This window comes from Leucobacter komagatae, assembly GCF_006716085.1.
Taxonomy (GTDB): Bacteria; Actinomycetota; Actinomycetes; order Actinomycetales; family Microbacteriaceae; genus Leucobacter; species Leucobacter komagatae.
Window position 1 is genome coordinate 382,796 of sequence record NZ_VFON01000002.1, and the last position, 19,207, is coordinate 402,002.

The following is a 19,207-nucleotide window of genomic DNA, read 5'->3' on the forward strand; positions in this document are numbered from 1 at the left end:
GCGTTCCTCCGCTTCCCACCCCGCATTCCGCACGCTTCGACCAGGAGACACCCATGACACAGCGCCGTGTTCAGACCGACGAGTTCCTCGACCACCCGCTCCCCGAGCAGCCCACGCTGTCGCCGGATGGCTCGCAGGTCGTGTACGTGCTGCGCACAACGAACCGCGGTGAGGATCGCGATGAGCGGTCGCTGTGGTTGGCCCCCACAGCGGGCGGCCCCGCCCGTAGGCTCACCCGTGGCACGGCCGACACGGCGCCCGCGTGGAGCCCCGACGGCACCCGCATCGCGTTCCTGCGCACGCAGAGCGGCCCGGCTCAGCTGTGGGTGCTCCCGGTCGCCGGGGGCGAGGCCGAGCAGGTCACGAAGCAGCCGCTCGGCGCGGGCCCGCCCGTGTGGAGTGCCGACAGCGCGAAGATCGCGTTCAGCGGCCCCATCGACCTCGGCGCGGCTCCGGCTGACGGAGACACCCCCTCGCCGACGTTGCGCACCCAGCCGATCGTCACTGACCGCCTGTTTTACAAGGCCGACGGCTCAGGCTTTCTTGGCGCGGTGCGCACGCACCTGCACGTCGTTGACCTCGCGGGGGGCACGACCACCCGCATGACCACCGGCGACTGGCTCGCGGGCCGCCCCGTGTGGTCGCCTGACGGCTCGCAGCTCGCGTTCACGAGCAGCAAGACACCGGGCAGCGACCTCGACCTCACCAGCGTCGTCTATCTCGTACCGGTGAACCGCCCGCTGGCATCACCGCGCGCGCTCAGCCCCCTCGGCGGGCAGTACTCGGTCACGACCTGGTCGCCAGACGGGGCCGAGGTCATTGCCGTCGGGCGCGACAACACCGAGGTCGGCAATGCGAGCCTCTTCGCGATCCCGCTCGATGGCTCGCCCGCACGCAACCTCACGCTGCCGCTCGATCGCAATGTCATGCAGGGCGCGCCGGGCTACCCGGGCGCGCTGCCGCAGTACGGTGCAGACGGCTCAACGCTCGTGTTCTGTGCCCGCGAGAGCGGCTACACGAACCTCTACGTGACCGACCCCTCCGGGTTCTCCCCGCGCTCCCTCGTTGGCGGGGCAGCGAACATCTCCGGCGTTTCGGTCGCGGGGTCGCAGGCTGCCATCGTGCTCGGCACCGAGACGAGCTTCGGCGAGATCGCGGTCGTTGACCTCGTGTCGGGCACCGTCACGGTGCTCACTGACTACACACCAGAGGATTCTGGCGTCATCGTCGCCGAGCCGCGAAGCTTCACCATTTCTGACGGCACCACCGTGCACGGCTGGCTGCGCCGCGACCCGTCACTCTCGGGCCCGCTGCCCCTGCTGCTCGACGTGCACGGCGGCCCGCACAACGCATGGAACGGCGTCGCCGAGACCGTGCACGCCTATCACCACGAGCTCGTGAACCGTGGCTGGGCGGTGCTCACGCTCAACCCGCGCGGCAGCGATGGCTACGGCGAAGCGTTCATGCGCGGCGTCTTGGGCGTCTGGGGTCACGGTGACGCGAACGACTTCCTCGAGCCTCTCGACGCGCTCGTCGCAGAGGGCGTCGCAGACGCCGACCGCCTCGCGATCACCGGCTATAGCTACGGCGGGTTCACGACGTGCTACCTCACCTCGCGCGACCAGCGCTTCGCGGCCGCGGTCGCCGGCGGCGTCGTCTCTGACCTCGCGAGCCTCGCCGGCACCTCCGACGTCGGTCACTTCATCTCGCAGTTCGAAAACCTCTCGCTCCCCTGGCAGACGCCCGAGGTGACGGCGCCCCAGTCGCCGATCACGAAGGTCGGCGACGTGCGGACCCCGACGCTCATTGTGCACGGCGGGGAGGATCACCGCTGCCCCGTCGGCCAGGCCGAGCAGTGGTTCACCGCCCTACGGGAACAGGGCGTGCCGACAGAGCTCGTGCTCTACCCAGGCGGGGCCCACGGCTTCCTGTCGAACGGCCGCCCCTCGCACCGCGCCGATTGGAACCGGCGCATCGTCGACTGGGTCGTGCGCCACGTGCCGGAGGCGGGAAAGCCAGTGCGCACCGCTGCACTCGACGCCGCGCACTGGCAGCAGCGTCTGAGCGAGCTCGCGACGCTGCACGGGATTCCCGGTGCGACGCTCGGCATCCTGCGTCTCGGCGAAGACCCTGCGTTCGCCAGCCACGGCATCCTCAACGTGAACACTGGCGTCGAGACGACGAACGACTCCGTGTTCCAGATCGGCTCCATCACGAAGGTGTGGACCGCGACGGTCACGATGCAGCTCATCGACGAGGGCAAGCTCTCGCTTGACACCCGGGTCGTCGACATCATCCCTGAATTCGCGGTCGCAGACGAGGGCCAAGCCGAGCTCATCACGATCCACCACCTGCTCACGCACACGAACGGCATCGACGGCGACAACTACAACGATCTCGGCCGCGGCGACGACTGCCTCGAGAAGTACGTTGCGTCGCTCGCCGAGGCGCCGCTCAACCACCCCGTGGGCGCGACGTTCTCGTACTCGAACGCGGGCTACGCGCTGCTCGGCCGCATCATCGAGGTCGTCACCGGCAAAAACTGGGACGAGGCGATGCGCGAGCGGCTGTACACGCCGCTCGGGCTGAAGCACACGAGCACCCTCCCGGAGGATGCGCTGCGCCAGCGCGCCGCCTTCGGCCACCTCGGGCGTGACGAGAGCGGGCCGCTGCTCGCGCCCCGCTGGTCACTGCCGCGCTCGCTCGGCCCCTCAGGCATCATCAACTCGTCAACCGCTGACGTGCTCGAGTTCGTGCGGATGCACCTGGAGGGCGGCGTGGCTGCCAACGGCACGCGTGTGCTCTCGGCTGAGAGCGCCAAACAGATGACCGAGTTCCAGGTCGCGCTGCCCGACACGACCGTGCTCGGCGACTCCTGGGGACTCGGGTGGATCCGCTACGACTGGAACGGGACGAGGCTCTTCGGCCACGACGGCGGCACCGTCGGTCAGGCCGCGATCTTGCGCGTGCTCCCCGAGGCCGGTCTCGCGGTCGTGATGCTCACGAACGGCGGCGCGATCCGCGAGGTGTACCGCGAGCTCTTCAACGAAATCTTCGAGGAGCTGGGAGGCGTCTCGCTGCCAGCCGCCTTCGCTCCACCGGAGGTTCCGTTCGAGACCGACGTCTCAGAATACGTCGGTGAGTACAAGCGGGCGAGCGTCGAGATGGAGGCGTTCGTGAAGGATGGCGCGCTTCGCGCCTCGAGCAGGATCACCGGCATCGCCGCAACCTTCGTCGCTCAGTCGGCGGCGGAGTACGACCTCCCCCCGGTGAGCGACGGACTCTTCGCGGTCGGCGGCCCCGGCGCGTGGACCTCGGTGAAGTTCTACACGCTGCCGAACGGCGACAAGTACATCCACTCGGGCGGTCGCGCGGTGCGGAAGGTCTCGAGCTAGGCCATCCGGTCGAGCACCCCACCGATCACCCTGGCGGCTTCTGGGAAGGCGCCAGGGTTCGGGCCTGAGTAGTTCAGCCTGACGAACACCCCCGCCGGCTCTGCGGGGAACCACTCGTCGCCCGCGGCGACGAGCACCCGCTCGTCCTCGCACGACCGCAAGAACTCGGGTAAGTAAACGCCGTCGGGGAGGCGGAACCACAGGTTCAGGCCGCCCTGCGGAACCCACTCGAGGTGCGCCCGCGGGGCGTGCTCAGCCATGCTGTCAATGAGCAGGTCACGGCGGGCGCGCAGCTGGTCGCGCAGGCTCCGCAAGTGTGTGGCCCACCCGGGTTGCGTCACGACGTCGAGGGCGGCGGCCTGGAGCACGCCGCTCACGTACATCGACGTCGCGGCTCGCTCGGTCAGTATCCGCTCTCTGACCGGGCCCCTGGCAACGATTCCGGCGATCCTGATCGCGGGGGAGACGCTCTTGGTAAGCGAACGCACGTAGACCACGTGCCCCGAGTCGTCGTGCGCAGCGACGGGCGCAGGGTTCGTGCCGATGCCGAAGTCGTGGGCCCAGTCGTCTTCGATGAGGAACGCGCCGTGCTTCCGTACAACGTCGAGGATCTCGCGGGCGCGGGCGGCGGGCCACTGCGCCCCGCTCGGGTTTGCGTAGTTCGGCTGCGCGTAGAACGCGCGCGCCCCGGTCTCGTCGAACGCGCGTGCGAGGTCGTCTGGGTCGGGGCCGTGTTTGCCGCTGACGACGGGCACGATGCGCACCCCCGCCTGAGAGGCCGCAAGGATCGCGCCCCAGTACGTCGGCGACTCAACAAGCAGCGGCTGCCCCGCGCCCACGAGAGCGCGGAACGTTGCGCTCAACCCACTCTGGCTCCCCGGGAGCACAATGACGTCGCTCGCGGCGGGCGGCGTGACCCCGACGGGCGTTGCTGTAGCGAGCTCCTGCGCGAACCAGGCCTGGAGTTCGGGCAGGCCCGCGACCGGCGAGCGCGAGACCGCGGCGTCGCTGCGCGCAGCCCGGGTGAGAGCCGCGCGGATGAGCCGCTCTGGCAGCAGTTCGCGGTCTGGGTAGCCTGCGTGGAGCGGGATAACTCCGTGTACGGTGTCGCGCATGGTGCCCGACGCCCTCGGTAGCCGAGTCTGCGGCGAGCGCAGCGCCCCGGTCTGCCAGCTGAAGTCGAGCGGGCGCGCGGTGCGGACGGCGCGAACGAACGTACCGGCGCCAGGCCGGCTCTCGACGAGACCCCGACCGCTCAGTGTGCGCAGCGCCTTCTGCACGGTGACCGGGCTCGCCCCGTACTCGGCGACGAGCGAGCGGGTCGACGGGAGCCGTGCGCCTGCCGGGGCGCCTGCGATCCACTCGAGGAGTCCCGTGACGATGCGCGAGCTGCTATCGTTATTCATGAAGAATAATAGTAGCGCTACTCAAGTTTCGCCGCCACCGATATCGTCTGCCCTCGCGCCGTCTCCACCCCGGCCTGGCCGCGCCTCCGGCCTCCCCTCGGGGTTGCTCTGGGGCTTTCTCGGCGTCTTCGCGTTCTCGTTCACGGTCCCGTTCACAAGCATTGCGCTGGGTGGGCTGTCGCCGCTCTTCGTCGCCGCGGCCCGCGCCGTCGTCGCGGGTGTGCTCGCGGCACTCGCCCTCGGGGTCACTCGGCAACGGCTTCCGCGCCTCGCCCAGTGGCTGCGCCTCTCGATCGTCGCGCTGGGCGTTGTCGTCGGGTTTCCACTACTTACCTCGCTGGCGCTCACGACGAGCTCAGCAAGCCACGGTGCTGTCATCGTTGCGCTGTTGCCCGCGGCGACGGCGGTCGTCGTTGTGGTGCGTACCGGGGAACGACCGGGGCGCATGTTCTGGCTCGCCGCGACCCTCGGCGCGGCTGCCGCTGTCGCCTTCGCCGCACTGCAGACGGGTGGGGCCTGGCAGCTGTCGTGGCACGATCTGCTGCTCTTCGGGGCCGTCATCGCCGCGGCGTTCGGGTACGCGGAGGGCGGGCTCCTCGCGCGCGAGCTCGGGGCCTGGCAGACAATCTCGTGGGCGCTCGTGCTCGCCTTCCCCGTCATGCTCGTGCTGACGATCATCTCGGTGCTCGCCTCGCCGCCGCACGCAACCGTTACCCAGTGGGCGGCGTTCGCGTACCTGGGCGTCGTTAGCATGTTCCTCGGTTTCTTCGCATGGTACCGCGGCCTCGAGATCGGCCCGATGGCACAGGTGAGCCAGGTACAGCTCACGCAACCGGTGATGAGCATCGCCTGGGCAGCCCTACTGCTTGGGGAGCCGCTCACGCTCGTCACCGTCGGGGGCGGCCTCGCCGTCGTCGCGTGTGCGGCGCTCGCGGTGCGGTCGCGGGGCAGGCGTGGCGCGGCACGGGGTGGCGCAGCACGGGGTAGCTCCGCACGGGGTAGCTCCGCAGAGGTTAGCGAGGAGCAGCGGTGAGGTTCACGGGACTCTGCGCGTTTCCGCTGACGCCCCTAACACCTCTGACGCCTCTGAGACCGCTGACGCCCTTGACGCCGCCGCTCGCGGCTCCGAGCCCTGCAAGTTTCGCGGTCGACGAGGGGGCGTACGTTGGGCTCGTTGAGCGACTGGTCGATGCCCGGGTCGATTCAATCGGCGCGCTCGGCTCGACCGGCAACTACGCGTACCTGTCGCGCTCCGAGCGCGCCCGCATTGCTGAGCTCACTGTCGAGGCCGCCGGGGGCGTTCCCGTCGTCGTCGGGGTGAGCGCACTGAGCACACGGGACGTGCTCGCCCACGTTGCTGACGCACAACGGGCTGGCGCCTCTGGGGTACTGCTCGCACCAATGTCGTACCAGCGACTTACTCAGGAGGAGGCGTTCGGACTGTACGAGACCGTCGCAGCAGAACTGTCGGTGCCCCTCGTCGTCTACGACAACCCGACGACGACGGGGTTCACCTTTACACTCGAGCTCCACGGACGCATTGCTGAGCTGCCTGGTGTCACGTCGATCAAGATCCCACCGGTCCCGACCTCGCCCGACGCCGCACGGGCGACCCTGGCCCACTACCGCGAGCACGTCTCAAACGTGGTTACGCTCGGGGTGAGTGGCGACGGCTCGGCTGCCGCGGGGCTTCTCTCCGGCTGTGACGCCTGGTACAGCGTGCTCGCCGGTGTGCTTCCGCGCGAGTGCCAAGCCCTCACCCTCGCTGCCCGCGCGGGTGACTCGGTGACCGCGCACGCGATCTCGGCACGGTTCGCGCCGCTCTGGGAGCTCTTCGCCACCCACGGGAGTCTGCGCGTCGTAACTGCGGTGGCTGAGGTGCTCGGCCTCATCGGGTCGGGCTCGCTTCCGCACCCCGTACGCGGGCTCGACGCGGTTGGCCGACGGGCGGTGCTTCGTGCCCTCGAGGCCGCGGGTGTCGTCGAGGGCTGAGGCCGGGCCGGGGCTCAGCATTCGCCGAACACCCCCTTCCCCGCACGGCCACCCCTTCCAGACGGTTTCTAAGGGGCTTTCCTGCGGGGAAGGGGGTGACTTGCGGCGTGGGAGGCCGGCTGGAGGCCAGAAGGGCGGCCGGAGGCGGGACGAAAGTGGGCAAGCAGGCCGGGTAAACTCGATAACCATGGCTATCGGCGCAACCATGCACACCTTCGACATTCAACTGGCTGATGTGGATCGCGGGGTGTACGAAGATCTCTCGCTCCGAGTCGCACGGCACCCGTCCGAGACCGACAGGTTCATGATCACGCGCCTGCTCGCCTACTGCCTCGAGTACGAGGAAGGCATCCAGTTCAGCGCGGGCGTCTCAACGACCGACGAGCCCGCCGTGCTCGTGAGGGACCTCACTGGCGCGACGACGGCCTGGATCGAAGTCGGCGCCCCCGACGCCGACCGGCTACACTTCGGCAGCAAGCTCGCCGACCGCACGGCGGTGTACACGCACCGCGAACCCGAGAAACTGCTGGCGGCGTGGGCGGGCAAGACGATCCACAACGCAGACGAGATCGTCGTGAGGTCGTTCGACCTCGGGTTCATCGACGCCCTCGTCGAAACGCTCGAGCGACGCAACACCATGACGGTGTCACTCACCGAGGGCCAGCTCTACGTCGACAACAACGGGGCCTCGGCGACCGCTGAGGTCCGAGAGCACCGCATCGCCTAACTCGCGCGCACCACTCCCCCGCAGCGCTGACCAACCGCAGCGCCGGCCAATTCTCAGCGCTGGTTCACCCTGATGAGGTTGCCCGACGGGTCGCGGAACGCGCAGTCGCGCACCCCGTAATCCTGATCGATCGGTTCTTGCACGACCTCGGCCCCCGCAGCCTCCAGCTTCTCGAAGAAGCCATCGAGGTCGACGGTCGCGAGCGTGAGCGCGCCGTATGACCCCTTAGCCATGAGGTCGAGAATGACTGACCTCTCGGCGTCAGAGACGCCCGGGTCAACGGCCGGCGGGTGCAGCACAATTGAGGTGTCGGGCTGGCCCTCGGGGCCCACCGTGATCCACCTCATGTTCTCGTAGCCGACGTCGTTTCGCACCTCAAACCCAAGGGCGTCTCGGTAGAAGCGCAGCGAGGCATCGGGGTCGGTGTGTGGCAGGAATGCGTAGTGAATGCTGATGTTCATGCGTTCAATCTACGTCTCCGAGGGTTACGAAACTTCTCGATTCCTGACCGGTCTCGTCGCCTGTTTCGCGTGACAGGCCGGAATCCCGGCGGGGACCCCCGATTTTCCTCGTTTGTAGGCACCTGGCGAGACCCCAACGAGCTCCGTGAATCGGGTCGTGAAGGTGCCGAGCGACGACGAGCCGACCTCGAAGCACACCTCGGTGACGCTCAGGTCGCCGCGCCGCAGCAGGGTCATGGCCCGTTCGATGCGGCGCGTCATGAGGTAGGAGTACGGCGACTCCCCGAACACCCGGCGAAACTCGCGGCTCAGGTGCCCGGCCGACATGTGCGCGTCTCGGGCGAGCGCCTCGACGTCGAGCGGCTGCGCATAGTCACGGTCGATGCGGTCGCGCACGCGCCGGATCGCGGCGATCGCCTGCCGCCCCTGCTCCTCGCGTGCACTACTCACAGCACCACAGGCTACCGTGCCGCGAACGCCCTGATGCGCTTGTCGCCCTCGGGGCTCTCAGACGCGACCGCGATCGTGCTCGCCTCCTCGGCAAGCTGCTCGCGGAAGGTGCGCTCGGAGCGCGAGCGGATGAGGCGCTTCGCTTCACCGTAGGCGTGCGCGTTCTGCGCCCAGAACGCGGCGATCGCCTCGGCCCTCGCGCCGACCTGATCGTCGGCAACTTTCTCTGCCGCGATGCCCCACTCGACGGTCTCGTCGGCGGTCAGCATGCGCTCCTGAAGCAGCAGCTGCAGGGCGCGGCGCTCGCCGACCGCAGCGGCAAGCTGCGCCGACACCGAGAGGTCGGGGGTGAGCCCGACGCCGCCGTAGATGCTGCCGACCCGCGATGATTCGCCAATCACCGCGTAGTCACTCGCGAGCAGAATCCCGAGCCCGCCGCCCGCCGTCGTGCCGTGCGCGGCCGCGACGACGGGCTTTGCCGACTCGGTGAGGGCGAGGATGCCAACATTGATACGGTGCGCGAGCTCGCGGATCATGCCCGAGCGCTCGCTCATCTGCGCCATTGCCTGCACGTCGCCGCCCGCGCAGAACGCGCGGCCAGCGGCGTCGACGATGATGGCCCGCACCTCGTCGGACTGGACGGCGGCCTCCGCGGCCGCCGTCCACCCCTCGGCCATCTCATCGTTGAACGCGTTCAAGCGTTCGGGGCGGTTCAGGGTGATTCGGGCGATCCCGTTGTCGATGCTCAGCAACACTGCAGTAGTCATACTGCGATCCTACGAGTGCGTACCGGGCGCCCGTCAACCATCGTGTGCATTACCTCTCCCCTGAGCGCCGCTTTTAGCTGAGCAGTAGTTCCGGTCGTTCAAGAACCGCGGCGATATCCGCGACGAACCGGCTGATCACGTCGCCGTCGATGACGCGGTGGTCGAACGAACCGCCAACGGTTGTCACCATGCGCGGGCGCACCTTGCCCTTCACCACCCAAGGCTTCTCCTTGATCGAGCCCATGGCAACGATCGCGGTCTCGCCGGGGTTCAGAATGGGCAGCCCGAAATCAACGCCGAAGACCCCTACGTTCGTGATGGTGACGGTGCCCTGCTGCATTTCTGCCGGCTGCGTCACGCCGTCGCGTGCGCGCTTCGTGAGCGTGCCGATCGCTTCTGCGAGTTCAACGAGCGAGAGCTCGTGCGCGTCCTTGATGTTCGGCACGACGAGCCCGCGAGGAGTTGCGGCCGCAATGCCAAGGTTCACGTAGTTGCGCCGAATAATCTCGTCGCCGGCCCAGGCCGAGTTCACCTCGGGGTTTCGCGCGAGCGCCCAGATCACGGCACGCGCCATGACGAGTAGCGGCGAGACGCGCACGTCAGCGAACGCCTCGTTTTGCTTCAGTCGCTTCACGAACTTCATCGTGCGGGTCGCATCGACCTCCAGGAACACTGAGGTGTGCGGTGCCGTGAACTTGCTCTCGACCATGGCAGCGGCGACGACCTTGCGAATGCCCTTCACCGGCACCCGCTCCTCGCGCGCGCCGCCCGATCCGAAACTGCTCGTGACCGCCGCGCGGAGCTCGCCAGCTCCCCGGCCGCCAGCTACCGCGCCGCCGGTGCTCGCGCCGCTCGCGGCTGCGTGCACGTCGTCGCGGAGGATCTCGCCGCCCGCGCCTGATCCCGCAACGCGGGTGAGGTCGACGCCAAGATCCTTCGCGAGCTTCCGCACGGGCGGCTTCACGTAGACCTTCCCGGCGACCGGCGGCTCGGCGGTCTCGGCCTTGCCCAGGACGACCAGCGGCTGCCCGCCCGGCCTGCGGCGGCTCTTCACTGCCCCGCCCGTGCCGTAGCCGACGAGAACCGCGCCGGAGTTCTCATCGTCGTTGGAGGCCTCGGCCGGGGCAGCCTCGGCAGATTCAGCGGCCGCGGTGGCGGGCGCGCCGGCATCGGCCGCTGCGGTCACAGGCGCAGGCGCAGGCGCAGGATCCGTGTCGTCGCCAACCATCCGCAGAATCGCGGTGCCCACGGGTACCGTGGTGCCGGTCTCAACGAGCAGTTCGGCGATCTCGCCCTCGAACGGCGACGGGATTTCGACGAGCGACTTCGCGGTCTCAATCTCGCAGATCACCTGGTTCAGGTGCACCGTGTCGCCGGGCTTCACTGCCCAGGTGACGATCTCGGCTTCGGTCAGGCCCTCCCCCACGTCGGGGAGCGCAAATTCGTTCTTACTCATGTCTTACCCTCTCAGCGCGTCGCGCTGTCTAGTAGTTCAGTGCGCGGTCGACGGCTTCAAGCACGCGATCAGCATCGGGCAGGTAGTGGCTCTCGTTGCCCGCGGGCGGGAACGGAGTGTCGTAGCCCGAAACCCGCAGCACCGGGGCCTCGAGGGAGAGGAAGCAGCGCTCGCTCAGGGTCGCCGCGATCTCGGAGCCGACGCTCGCGTTCTCGGGGGCCTCCTGGGCGACGACGACGCGACCGGTCTTGCGCACGGACTCGATGATCGGCCCGTAGTCGATGGGCGAAACAGTGCGCAGGTCGATGACCTCGGCGCTCACGCCCTCCGACTTCGCGATCTCGGCCGCCTGCAGCAGGGTCGTGACCATCGCCCCGAACCCGACGAGTGTCACGTCGGTGCCCTCGCGGGCGACGAGGGTCTCGTGCATCTTCGCCGCGGGCCGGTCGAGGCGCACCTCGCCCTTCTGCCAGTACTTCGCCTTCGGTTCGAGGAAGATCACGGGGTCTTCAGACTCGATTGCCTGCTGAATCATCCAGTAGGCGTCGTTCGCGTTCGCCGGGCTCACCACGCGAAGGCCTGCGGTGTGCGCGAAGTACGCCTCCGGGCTCTCCTGGTGGTGCTCGACGGCACCGATGTGGCCGCCGTACGGCAGGCGCAGCACGACGGGCATGTTCATCGTGCCAGCTGAGCGGTTGCGCAGCTTCGCGAGCTGGGTGACGATCTGGTTCATCGCGGGGAAGACGAAGCCGTCGAACTGGATCTCGGCGACGGGGCGGAAGCCGCTCATCGCGAGGCCGACCGCCGAGCCGAGGATACCGGCTTCGGCGAGCGGCATGTCGAGTACGCGGGCGGTGCCGAAGTCTTTCGCGAGCGCGTCGGTGACGCGAAACACGCCGCCGAGGGCGCCGATGTCTTGGCCGAGCAGCACGACGCTGTCGTCCTTCGACAGCGCCTCGCGCAGGCCAGCGTTGATGGCGCGCGCGATCGCGAGCGACGTGGTCTCCTGTGACTGGCTCATGAGGCCACCTCCTCTGCGAACGACGCTTCGTAGGCGTGCATCCAGTTCTGCTGCTCTTGAAGACGCGGGTGCGGTTCGGCGTAGACGTAGTCAAAGATCTCGTCTGGCCGCGACGCGGGGAGCGCGAGGATCCGCTCGCGGACCACGCGTGCGTGGGCTGCCGCCTCGGCGTCGATCTCCGCGATCGCTTCATCCGAAACACCGAGGGAGCGGAGGTAGCCTGCTGCGCGGCGCAGCGGATCCTTCGTCTTCCACTCCTCCAGCTCTTCGTTCTCGCGGTAGCGGGTCGGGTCGTCGCTCGTCGTGTGCGCCCCCACTCGGTAGGTCAGCGCCTCGATGTACCCGGGGCCGCGGCCCTCGCGGGCGTCACGCATGAAGCGGCGGCCGACGGCGTACGAAGCGAGCACGTCGTTGCCGTCGATCTGCACCGACTGGATACCGAAGCCGAGCGCGCGCCGGTAGAGCGGGGTGCGGCTCTGACGGGCGACGGGCACGGAGATCGCGTACTGGTTGTTCTGCACGACGAAGACGACTGGTGACTGGTAGCTCTGCGCGAAGACGAGGGCCTCGTTCGCCTCACCCTGGCTCGTGGTGCCATCACCGTAGAAGCACATGACGCCGCGGTCGGTGCGGGTGCCGGGTTCGTTCGGGTCGAGCGCCGTGTTGCCCGCCTTGCGCTTCGCGTCGAGCAGCATGCCGAGCGCGAATCCCTGCGCGTGCTGCGCCTGCGCGCCGAGCACGACGGTGTACAGGTGGAAGTTGCCGTTCTTCGGGTCGTTCACGTCCCACCCGCCGTGGGTGAGGCCGCGGAACTGCGCCGCGAGATCGAGCAGCGGCACCCCGCGCACGTCGGCAACAGCGTGCTCGCGGTAGGTCGGGAAGAGATGGTCTTCCGGGATGGTCGCGTAGGCGAGGCCGACCTGGCAGCCCTCCTGCCCGAGGTTCGGCGCCCACAGGGCGAGCTGGCCCTGGCGCTGCAGGTTGGTGCACTCAGTGTCGAAGGCGCGGCTGCGAGCCATCGACCTGTACCACTCTTGGACTTCCTCTACCGCGAGATCCTCGATCTCGCTCAGATACTCCGCCGCGCTCTCATTCGGCGCAAACGTTCCGTCTGCGTCGAGAAAGCGAATGGGTTCTGGATCATGGATATTGATCCCCATTGACGTTCACGCTCCTTGTTTGGGATTGCTCTGGTGGTACTCGGAGCACGCGGTGGTGCTCAGCGCCTCGGCAACAAAGATGCGTCGTCTTCGCCGTCGAAGCACTCACAAGGGTCACTTGTGAGCCTCACACTATCGCGCGTAGCGGTGAAAGACCATGGCATGAACGGCCAACTTTTGAGCCCGGATTTGGCGGCGAGAACAACCCGCTTGCGGCGGGCACAAAGGGGCTACTCGGCGAGTACCTGAGCCAACAATCTCGCGCCCTCCGCGGCCTGCGCCTCGGTCGGCGCACCGAACGAGAATCGCAGAAACTGCGCGGGCGGCTCGTTGACGAAAAAGTGTCTGCCGTCACCGACGAGCACACCCGCCGCGTAGGCTCGCTCCGCGACCTCGCGCGAGCCGAGAGGCTGCGGAAGCCGCCCCCACAGGTGCAGCCCGCCGCGCGGGATCGACTGCAGCGCGACCTCGGGGAGGTAGGTGTGGATCGCGCGCACGAGCGCGTCCCGCCGAGCGGTGAGCTCGACGCGCAGCTGGTTCCGGTGCCGTTTCCAGGCGGGCGAGGTGAGCAGGGCGTGACTGATCTCCTGCGTGAGCGGCGCGACGCACAGATCCTCCGCGGCTCGCGCGGCGCGCAGCCGCTCCCCCGCGGGCCCGCGCGCGATGACGGCACCGAGGCGCAGCCCCGGCGACACCGGCTTCGAGAGCGTCATGACCGTGACGACGTGGCCGTTGGGGTCGGAGGCGAACAGCGGCCGCGGCGCCTGCTCGTCGAGGTTCAGGTGCCGCGCCCAGTCGTCTTCCACGACGAAGGCGCCGTGCTTGGCGGCGAGCTCGATGAGCTCGGCGCGGCGCTCGGTTGCGAGCACCGCGCCAGTCGGGTTCGCGTACGTCGGCTGCACATAGACCACGCGGGCCCGCGAGCGTTCAAGCTCGTCTGCGAGCGCCTCGATCCGGATCCCGTGCGCGTCCGACGGCACCGAGCTCACCGTGAGCCCGGCGCTCTGGGCGGCGAGGATGGCGCCCGGGTAGCTCGGGCTCTCTGTGATGACGTGGCCGCCGGGCTCTGCGAGCGTGCGCAGCGCGTAGGCGAGCCCCTGCTGGCCGCCCGGCACGATGAGCACGTCGCCGGGGTCTGCCCGGTAGTCGGCGGCAATCACTCGGCGCAGGTCTGGCGAGCCAGCGACCGGGGTCATCTGCCAGGCGCGGGCGTGCTTCGCGACGCGCGCGGTCGCCCGCCCCAACTCTTCGTTCGGCACGAGCTCGGGCGCGAGGTAGCCCCACGACAGGGGTAGGTGCTGCGGCGTCCCATACCCGCCGAGGCGCGAAGCCCGATCTGCGTCGACCCGGGCCGGCCCGAGCGCCTGCGTCTGCCAGGAGTAGTCGGCCTCGAGCAGGTGCTCGCGCCGGGCGACAAAGGTGCCTCGGCCGGGCTCGGCGCGCACGAGCCCCAGCGCGCTGAGCTCGGCGAGTGCCGCCGAGATCGTGGCCGCGCTCGCGTGGAAACGGCCGGAGAGTTCGCGCACGCCGGGAAGCTTGTCGCCGGGGGAAAGCTCGGCGATCTCGGCCCGGATCTGAGCGGCGACGGTCGCGCTTCTGTTATCCTTGGACATGAATCTAGTTAATAACGTTACTGATTATTCCGCAACACCGTTACTCTCGAACGCGGCGGCCGCAGCCTTTGGCGCGACCGCGCCAGACCACATCGCGCCCGTCGTGCGCCCACTCGCACCCGCCGATGAGCAGCAGTGGCGGTCGCACTTCCGGGCGTACCGGGAGTTCTACAAGCTCGCCGAATCCGAAGAGGTCGTGTCACGCGCGTGGGGCTGGTTCATGGACCCCCAGCACGAGTGCAAGGCGCTCGTCGCCGAGGCCCACAGCGAGATTCTCGGGTTTGCCCACCACCGCCGGTTCTCGTCGCCGTACACGGGCACCACGAGCATCTTCCTCGATGACCTCTTCACCACCCCCGCCGCCCGCGGTCGGGGCGTCGGGCGGGCGCTTATCGGCCGCCTCACCGATATGACTGCGGCCGAGGGGCGCGCTGGCGTGCAGTGGGTAACGGCGGACGACAACCACCAGGCACAGGCGCTGTATAACTCGCTCGCGACCCGAGCGAGTTGGATCACGTACGACGCGTCCCCAACGCCCCGCGCGTAGACCGCAGAGGCCCCGGGGCGCCAGGGGCTCCCGAAGCGCGGAGCCCCGGCGCCCCTCACTCCCCCAGCCGCAGCAGCGCGAGCGCCGACGTCACGTGCGCCCGCGCTGCTGCCTCATTCGGCGCCTCGCTGAGCCCGAGCAGCCGCCGCCGGTGCGGCTCGCCAAGCAAGAGACCGAACAGGGCCTCCGCAAGGGCCGCGCGCTCTGGCTCGCCAAGCTCCCCGGGCAACCCGGCAGCAAGGAGGTCAACGTATCCTCGGGGCCCGCTCTCGTAAAACCCTGCCGCGAGCTCGGGAAACTGCAGTGCTTCCGCGATCATGAGGCGGTGCATCCCGACCGCGCTGTCAGAGAACAGCACCTCGACGATGCGGGTGGCCGTCTCCTGCAGCCCGGCGCCCGAGACTTCTCCGGCCTGCGCCCTGAACCGCTCGATAACCGCCGTGAAGACGCCGGCTTTGTCACCGAAATACGTGTAGATCGTCCGCTTCGTGACCCGGGCTCCCTGCGCAAGCTCGTCGATCGTCACCGCGCCGTACCCGCGCGAGACGAACAGCCGAAGCGCCTCGTCGAGGATGTGCCCCCGCCGCGCCTCCCGCTCAGCCTCCGTGGGGCGCCCGCGCTTGCGCTCACCGACAGTCTCGCCCATGCCACTCCTCACACGCCCCGGCCCCGCACGCCGGACCCGTCCTTCACCACCATTCTACAATGATACGATTTCGTTTCATTAATGATTGGGGTCGCCGCCCTCTTTCGCGGCGAACGACAGCGCGTGAGGAGTTCACCCGTGGGCACACAGCAACAAGCGAAGCCACAAGCAGAAACGAAGCCACGACGAAAGGCGGCGGTGAAGGCGCGTGCAGCGACGTCACCCGAAGCGCTCCGCCCCGACGGCATCGACGGTGTCGCCATGCTCGGCCTGTACCGCGAGATGGTGCTCATCCGCCGCTTCGAGGAGCGCGCGGCGCGCGCCTACACGCAGGCCGAGATCGGGGGCTACTGCCACCTGAACCTCGGGGAGGAGGCGACCGTCGTCGGCATCCTCAGAGCGATGGCGCCGACCGACTACCTCTTCACGAACTACCGCGAGCACGGCTACGCGCTCAGCAGGGGCATCGAGCCGGGCAGGGTAATGGCCGAGCTCTACGGCCGCTCTGACGGGGTCTCGAAGGGCTGGGGCGGCTCCATGCACCTCTTCGACGTCGAGGCTCGGCTGCTCGGCGGGTACGGCATCGTGGGCGGCCAGCTTCCGCTCGCGACGGGCGCCGCACTCGCCATCGACTACCGCGGCGGGCCCGAAGCCGTGGTCTGCATCATGGGCGACGGCACCACGAACATCGGTGCGTTCCACGAGTCACTAAACCTCGCGGCGATCTGGCGGCTGCCTGTCGTGTTCGTCATCGTGAACAACGGGCTGGGCATGGGCACGACTGTCGAAGAGTCGTCGGGCGAGCCCGAGCTCTACAAGCGCGCGGCCTCGTACCGCATGCCGTCGGAGCGGGTCGATGGCACCGACCCCCTCGCCGTCCGCGAGGCCATGCTCCGCGCGCTCGCGAGCGCGCGGGCCGGCACGCCGTTCCTCCTCGAAGCCGTGAGCGAACGGCTGAAGGGGCACTCGGTCGTCGACCCCGCGAAGTACCGCGCCCCAGAGAAGACCCAGTCGCTCGCCGCGAGCGACCCGATCGCGCTGTTCGCCGCGCGCCTCACCGACCTTGGGCTGCTCGACGACGACACGGCCGCGGAGGTCGACGCGACAGCGGCCTCGGCCGTACAGGCGGCGGTCGCGTTCGCCGAGGCGAGCCCGCACCCGAGCGTCGACACGCTCTTCGACTACACGTACGCGACGCCCGTCGCGAACAACTCCCACAGGTTGCCCGGCGAGCCGCTTTTCTCCCCGGCACCGCCCCTCCCTAACGCCCCGACGAACGGAGCCGCAGCATGAGCACGCGCACAATGACCTACCGCCAGGCGCTACACGACACCCTGCGCTCTGAGATGCTCCGCGACCCGGAGGTGATGCTCATCGGCGAGGAGATTGGCGTCTTTGAAGGCTCTTACAAGATCACCGCGGGAATGCTCGAGGAGTTCGGCCCGAAGCGGGTCCGCGACACCCCTATCGCGGAGGAGGGCTTCACCGGCGCCGCGATCGGCGCCGCGATGCTCGGGCTCAGACCCGTCGTCGAGATCATGACGATCAACTTCTCGCTGCTCGCGCTCGACCAGATCGTGAACCACGCGGCGAAGATCTACGGGATGTTTGGCGGGCAGGCCCGCGTGCCGCTCGTGATTCGCACGCCGGGCGGCGGCGGCCAGCAGCTCGGCGCGACCCATTCCCAAAACATCGAGCTGTTCTACGCCTTCGTTCCGGGCATGAAAGTTGTCGCCCCGTCAAGCCCCGCCGACGCGAAGGCGCTGCTGCTCGCCGCGATTCGCGACGACGACCCCGTGCTGTTTCTCGAGAACCTCGCGCTCTACAACACGAAGGGCGAGGTGCCAGACGATGACACCCCGGCTGAGATCGGCCGCGCGAAAGTCACGAGGCGCGGCAGCGACATCACCGTCGTCGCGTACTCGCGCATGGCGGCGGTGGCGCTCGAGGTCGCCGAGCTGCTCGCTGAGAGCGATGGGATCGGCGTCGAGGTTGTCGACCTGCGAAGCCTCAGGCCGCTCGATCGCGACACGATCATCGAGTCGGTGAAGCGCACAAACTGCGCTGTCGTACTCGAAGACGACTGGCTCACGTACGGCATCGGCGCTGAGATCGCAGCGACGATCTCAGACGGCGCGTTCGACTGGCTCGACGCTCCGGTGCGGCGCGTCGCCATGGCAGAGGTGCCGCTGCCGTACTCCAAACCGCTCGAGACCGCGGCACTCCCCCAGGCCTCAGACGCGATCACCGCGATCCGAGAGACCCTCGCGGCCGTCGCTGGCCGCGCATAGAAAGGCAGCACCCATGATCGATATTCTTATGCCTCGCCTGAGCGACACCATGACCGAGGGCACCATCGCGGCCTGGCGCAAGCAGCCGGGCGACCGAGTCGAGGCCGGCGACATCATCGTCGAGATCGAGACCGACAAGGCGCTCATGGAGCAGGAAGCCTACGAGGCCGGCGTGCTCAGCGCGATTCTCACCCAGGAGGGCGAGCAGGCGCGCATCGGCGAGCCGATCGCGCGGCTCGATGACGGCACGGGCGCAGATCAGGATCCGGGACGTTCCCGACCCGAGACTCCGGCTCCGCCCGCCCGCCCGCCCTGCAGTGCCCGCCGCGCCCGTGGTGCCCGCGGTACCCGCGACCCTCGTTCCGCCGGGCACCGACGCGGGTACGCGACAGTTCACCTCGCCCCTCGTACGGCGGCTCGCTCGCGAGCGCGGCATCGATCTGGCGGGCGTCATTGGGAGCGGGCCCGGTGGCAGGATCGTGCGCGCGGACATCCCGGAGGCCGCCGCGGGGGCCTTCGCAGGCGGTGGCGAGGGCGGGGCGGCATCGCCAGCCGTGGCGAACGAGACGCAGCGGTCGACCGTGATCCCGTTCGACGCGACCCGCGCGGTCATCGCGCGGAGGCTCAGCGAGAGTAGCTCCGAGACGCCGCACTTCGCGGTCACCGCGGTCGCCGACGTGACCGAGCTGCTGGCGCTGCGCCAGACCCTCAACGAGCGGCTCGTCGCTGCCGACAGGCCAAAGCTCAGCGTCACCGACCTGCTCGTGCGGGCCGCAGCGCTCGCGCTGCGCGAGGTGCCGGGGGTGAACGCCTCGTACTCGCCTGAGGGGCGCGGTGCGACGGTGATGCACGAGCGCGTGCACATCGGGCTCGCGGTCGCTGCAGCGTCTGGGCTCGTCGTGCCCGTCATCCGCGACGCAGACCGACAGCCAACCTCGGCGATCGCTGCCAGGGCGGCAGCGCTCTCGGCGCGGGCTCGCGACGGCCGACTCTCAGTCTCCGAGATGACCGGCGGCACGTTCACCATCAGCAACCTCGGCATGTATGGCGTCGAGCAGTTCACGGCCCTCATCAATCCGCCCGAGGGGGCGATCCTCGCGGTCGGCGCCGCCGTATCAGAGCCGGCGGTCGTGGGCGGCGATGTCACCGTTCGCGAACAACTCCGCTACACCCTGTCAGCGGATCACCGCATCATCGACGGCGCGCTCGCGGCCCAGTTTCTGCGCGCGCTGACGCAGCTGCTCGAAAACCCCGTCGCGATCGTGGCGTAGCGGC

17 protein-coding genes and 2 pseudogenes are annotated in these 19,207 nt (G+C 69.0%); 10 read left to right on the forward strand and 9 right to left on the reverse strand.

The features are described 5' to 3' along the window. Positions 1–53: 53 nt before the first annotated feature. A complete protein-coding gene (locus FB468_RS16650) occupies positions 54–3,395 on the forward strand; it encodes a serine hydrolase (protein WP_141888914.1) in 3,342 nt (1,113 codons plus the stop codon). On the opposite strand, the gene FB468_RS16655 is transcribed toward FB468_RS16650, so the two are convergent. Beyond that, positions 3,392–4,801: an aminotransferase-like domain-containing protein gene (locus FB468_RS16655; RefSeq protein WP_141888915.1), complete on the reverse strand. Its 1,410-nt coding sequence runs from the start codon at positions 4,799–4,801 to the stop codon at positions 3,392–3,394. The two genes, FB468_RS16650 and FB468_RS16655, sit on opposite strands and share 4 nt — an antisense overlap. On the opposite strand from FB468_RS16655, the gene FB468_RS16660 reads away from it, so the two are divergent. The 3 genes from FB468_RS16660 to FB468_RS16670 all read left to right on the forward strand — a co-directional run bounded on the left by FB468_RS16660 (position 4,800) and on the right by FB468_RS16670 (position 7,520). Continuing rightward, positions 4,800–5,834: a DMT family transporter gene (locus FB468_RS16660; protein ID WP_141888916.1), complete on the forward strand. Its 1,035-nt coding sequence runs from the start codon at positions 4,800–4,802 to the stop codon at positions 5,832–5,834. The genes FB468_RS16655 and FB468_RS16660 overlap by 2 nt on opposite strands. A gap of 71 nt (positions 5,835–5,905) precedes the next feature. Continuing rightward, positions 5,906–6,793 carry a dihydrodipicolinate synthase family protein gene (locus FB468_RS16665; RefSeq protein WP_246056022.1) on the forward strand — a complete coding sequence of 296 codons (888 nt, stop codon included), beginning with the start codon at positions 5,906–5,908 and terminating at the stop codon, positions 6,791–6,793. A gap of 187 nt (positions 6,794–6,980) precedes the next feature. After that, positions 6,981–7,520, forward strand: coding sequence for a YaeQ family protein (locus tag FB468_RS16670; protein ID WP_121075485.1), 540 nt, complete (start codon positions 6,981–6,983; stop codon positions 7,518–7,520). Between the two features lie 53 nt (positions 7,521–7,573). On the opposite strand, the gene FB468_RS16675 is transcribed toward FB468_RS16670, so the two are convergent. From FB468_RS16675 to FB468_RS16705, 7 genes are all read right to left on the reverse strand, one after another. Then, positions 7,574–7,981, reverse strand: coding sequence for a VOC family protein (locus FB468_RS16675; RefSeq protein WP_141888917.1), 408 nt, complete (start codon positions 7,979–7,981; stop codon positions 7,574–7,576). 24 nt (positions 7,982–8,005) lie between these two features. Continuing rightward, positions 8,006–8,431 carry a helix-turn-helix transcriptional regulator gene (locus tag FB468_RS16680; RefSeq protein ID WP_141888918.1) on the reverse strand — a complete coding sequence of 142 codons (426 nt, stop codon included), beginning with the start codon at positions 8,429–8,431 and terminating at the stop codon, positions 8,006–8,008. Between the two features lie 11 nt (positions 8,432–8,442). Continuing rightward, positions 8,443–9,198 (reverse strand): enoyl-CoA hydratase/isomerase family protein, encoded by a 756-nt coding sequence (locus FB468_RS16685; protein ID WP_141888919.1) that lies wholly within the window; start codon positions 9,196–9,198, stop codon positions 8,443–8,445. A gap of 73 nt (positions 9,199–9,271) precedes the next feature. Then, entirely contained in the window at positions 9,272–10,654 is a 1,383-nt protein-coding gene (locus FB468_RS16690) for a dihydrolipoamide acetyltransferase family protein (RefSeq protein ID WP_141888920.1), read from the reverse strand. A 28-nt stretch (positions 10,655–10,682) separates the two neighbouring features. Then, complete coding sequence (locus tag FB468_RS16695) at positions 10,683–11,675, reverse strand: alpha-ketoacid dehydrogenase subunit beta (RefSeq protein WP_141888921.1); 993 nt, start codon at positions 11,673–11,675, stop codon at positions 10,683–10,685. Beyond that, a complete protein-coding gene (locus FB468_RS16700) occupies positions 11,672–12,835 on the reverse strand; it encodes a thiamine pyrophosphate-dependent enzyme (RefSeq protein WP_141888922.1) in 1,164 nt (387 codons plus the stop codon). The genes FB468_RS16695 and FB468_RS16700 overlap by 4 nt, the downstream gene beginning before the upstream one ends. A gap of 230 nt (positions 12,836–13,065) precedes the next feature. Beyond that, on the reverse strand, positions 13,066–14,448 hold the full coding sequence (locus FB468_RS16705) for an aminotransferase-like domain-containing protein (RefSeq protein WP_141888923.1): 1,383 nt from the start codon (positions 14,446–14,448) through the stop codon (positions 13,066–13,068). On the opposite strand from FB468_RS16705, the gene FB468_RS16710 reads away from it, so the two are divergent. Further along, on the forward strand, positions 14,447–14,995 hold the full coding sequence (locus tag FB468_RS16710) for a GNAT family N-acetyltransferase (protein ID WP_141888924.1): 549 nt from the start codon (positions 14,447–14,449) through the stop codon (positions 14,993–14,995). The two genes, FB468_RS16705 and FB468_RS16710, sit on opposite strands and share 2 nt — an antisense overlap. Positions 14,996–15,050: 55 nt before the next feature. On the opposite strand, the gene FB468_RS16715 is transcribed toward FB468_RS16710, so the two are convergent. Next, positions 15,051–15,641: a TetR/AcrR family transcriptional regulator gene (locus tag FB468_RS16715; RefSeq protein WP_141888925.1), complete on the reverse strand. Its 591-nt coding sequence runs from the start codon at positions 15,639–15,641 to the stop codon at positions 15,051–15,053. Positions 15,642–15,839: 198 nt separating this feature from the next. Here FB468_RS16715 and pdhA point away from each other — a divergent pair, with 198 nt between their 5' ends. The 5 genes and pseudogenes from pdhA to FB468_RS17320 all read left to right on the forward strand — a co-directional run bounded on the left by pdhA (position 15,840) and on the right by FB468_RS17320 (position 19,203). Then, a complete protein-coding gene (gene pdhA, locus FB468_RS16720; RefSeq protein ID WP_246056024.1) occupies positions 15,840–16,934 on the forward strand; it encodes a pyruvate dehydrogenase (acetyl-transferring) E1 component subunit alpha in 1,095 nt (364 codons plus the stop codon). After that, positions 16,931–17,932 carry an alpha-ketoacid dehydrogenase subunit beta gene (locus FB468_RS16725; RefSeq protein WP_246056026.1) on the forward strand — a complete coding sequence of 334 codons (1,002 nt, stop codon included), beginning with the start codon at positions 16,931–16,933 and terminating at the stop codon, positions 17,930–17,932. The genes pdhA and FB468_RS16725 overlap by 4 nt, the downstream gene beginning before the upstream one ends. Positions 17,933–17,981: 49 nt before the next feature. Next, positions 17,982–18,110, forward strand: a pseudogene (locus FB468_RS17495) (biotin/lipoyl-containing protein); the annotation flags it as partial. Positions 18,111–18,171: 61 nt separating this feature from the next. Further along, a pseudogene (locus tag FB468_RS17500) lies at positions 18,172–18,378 on the forward strand (E3 binding domain-containing protein); the annotation flags it as partial. A 108-nt stretch (positions 18,379–18,486) separates the two neighbouring features. Further along, positions 18,487–19,203 (forward strand): 2-oxo acid dehydrogenase subunit E2, encoded by a 717-nt coding sequence (locus tag FB468_RS17320; protein WP_211359205.1) that lies wholly within the window; start codon positions 18,487–18,489, stop codon positions 19,201–19,203. Positions 19,204–19,207 lie beyond the last annotated feature (4 nt).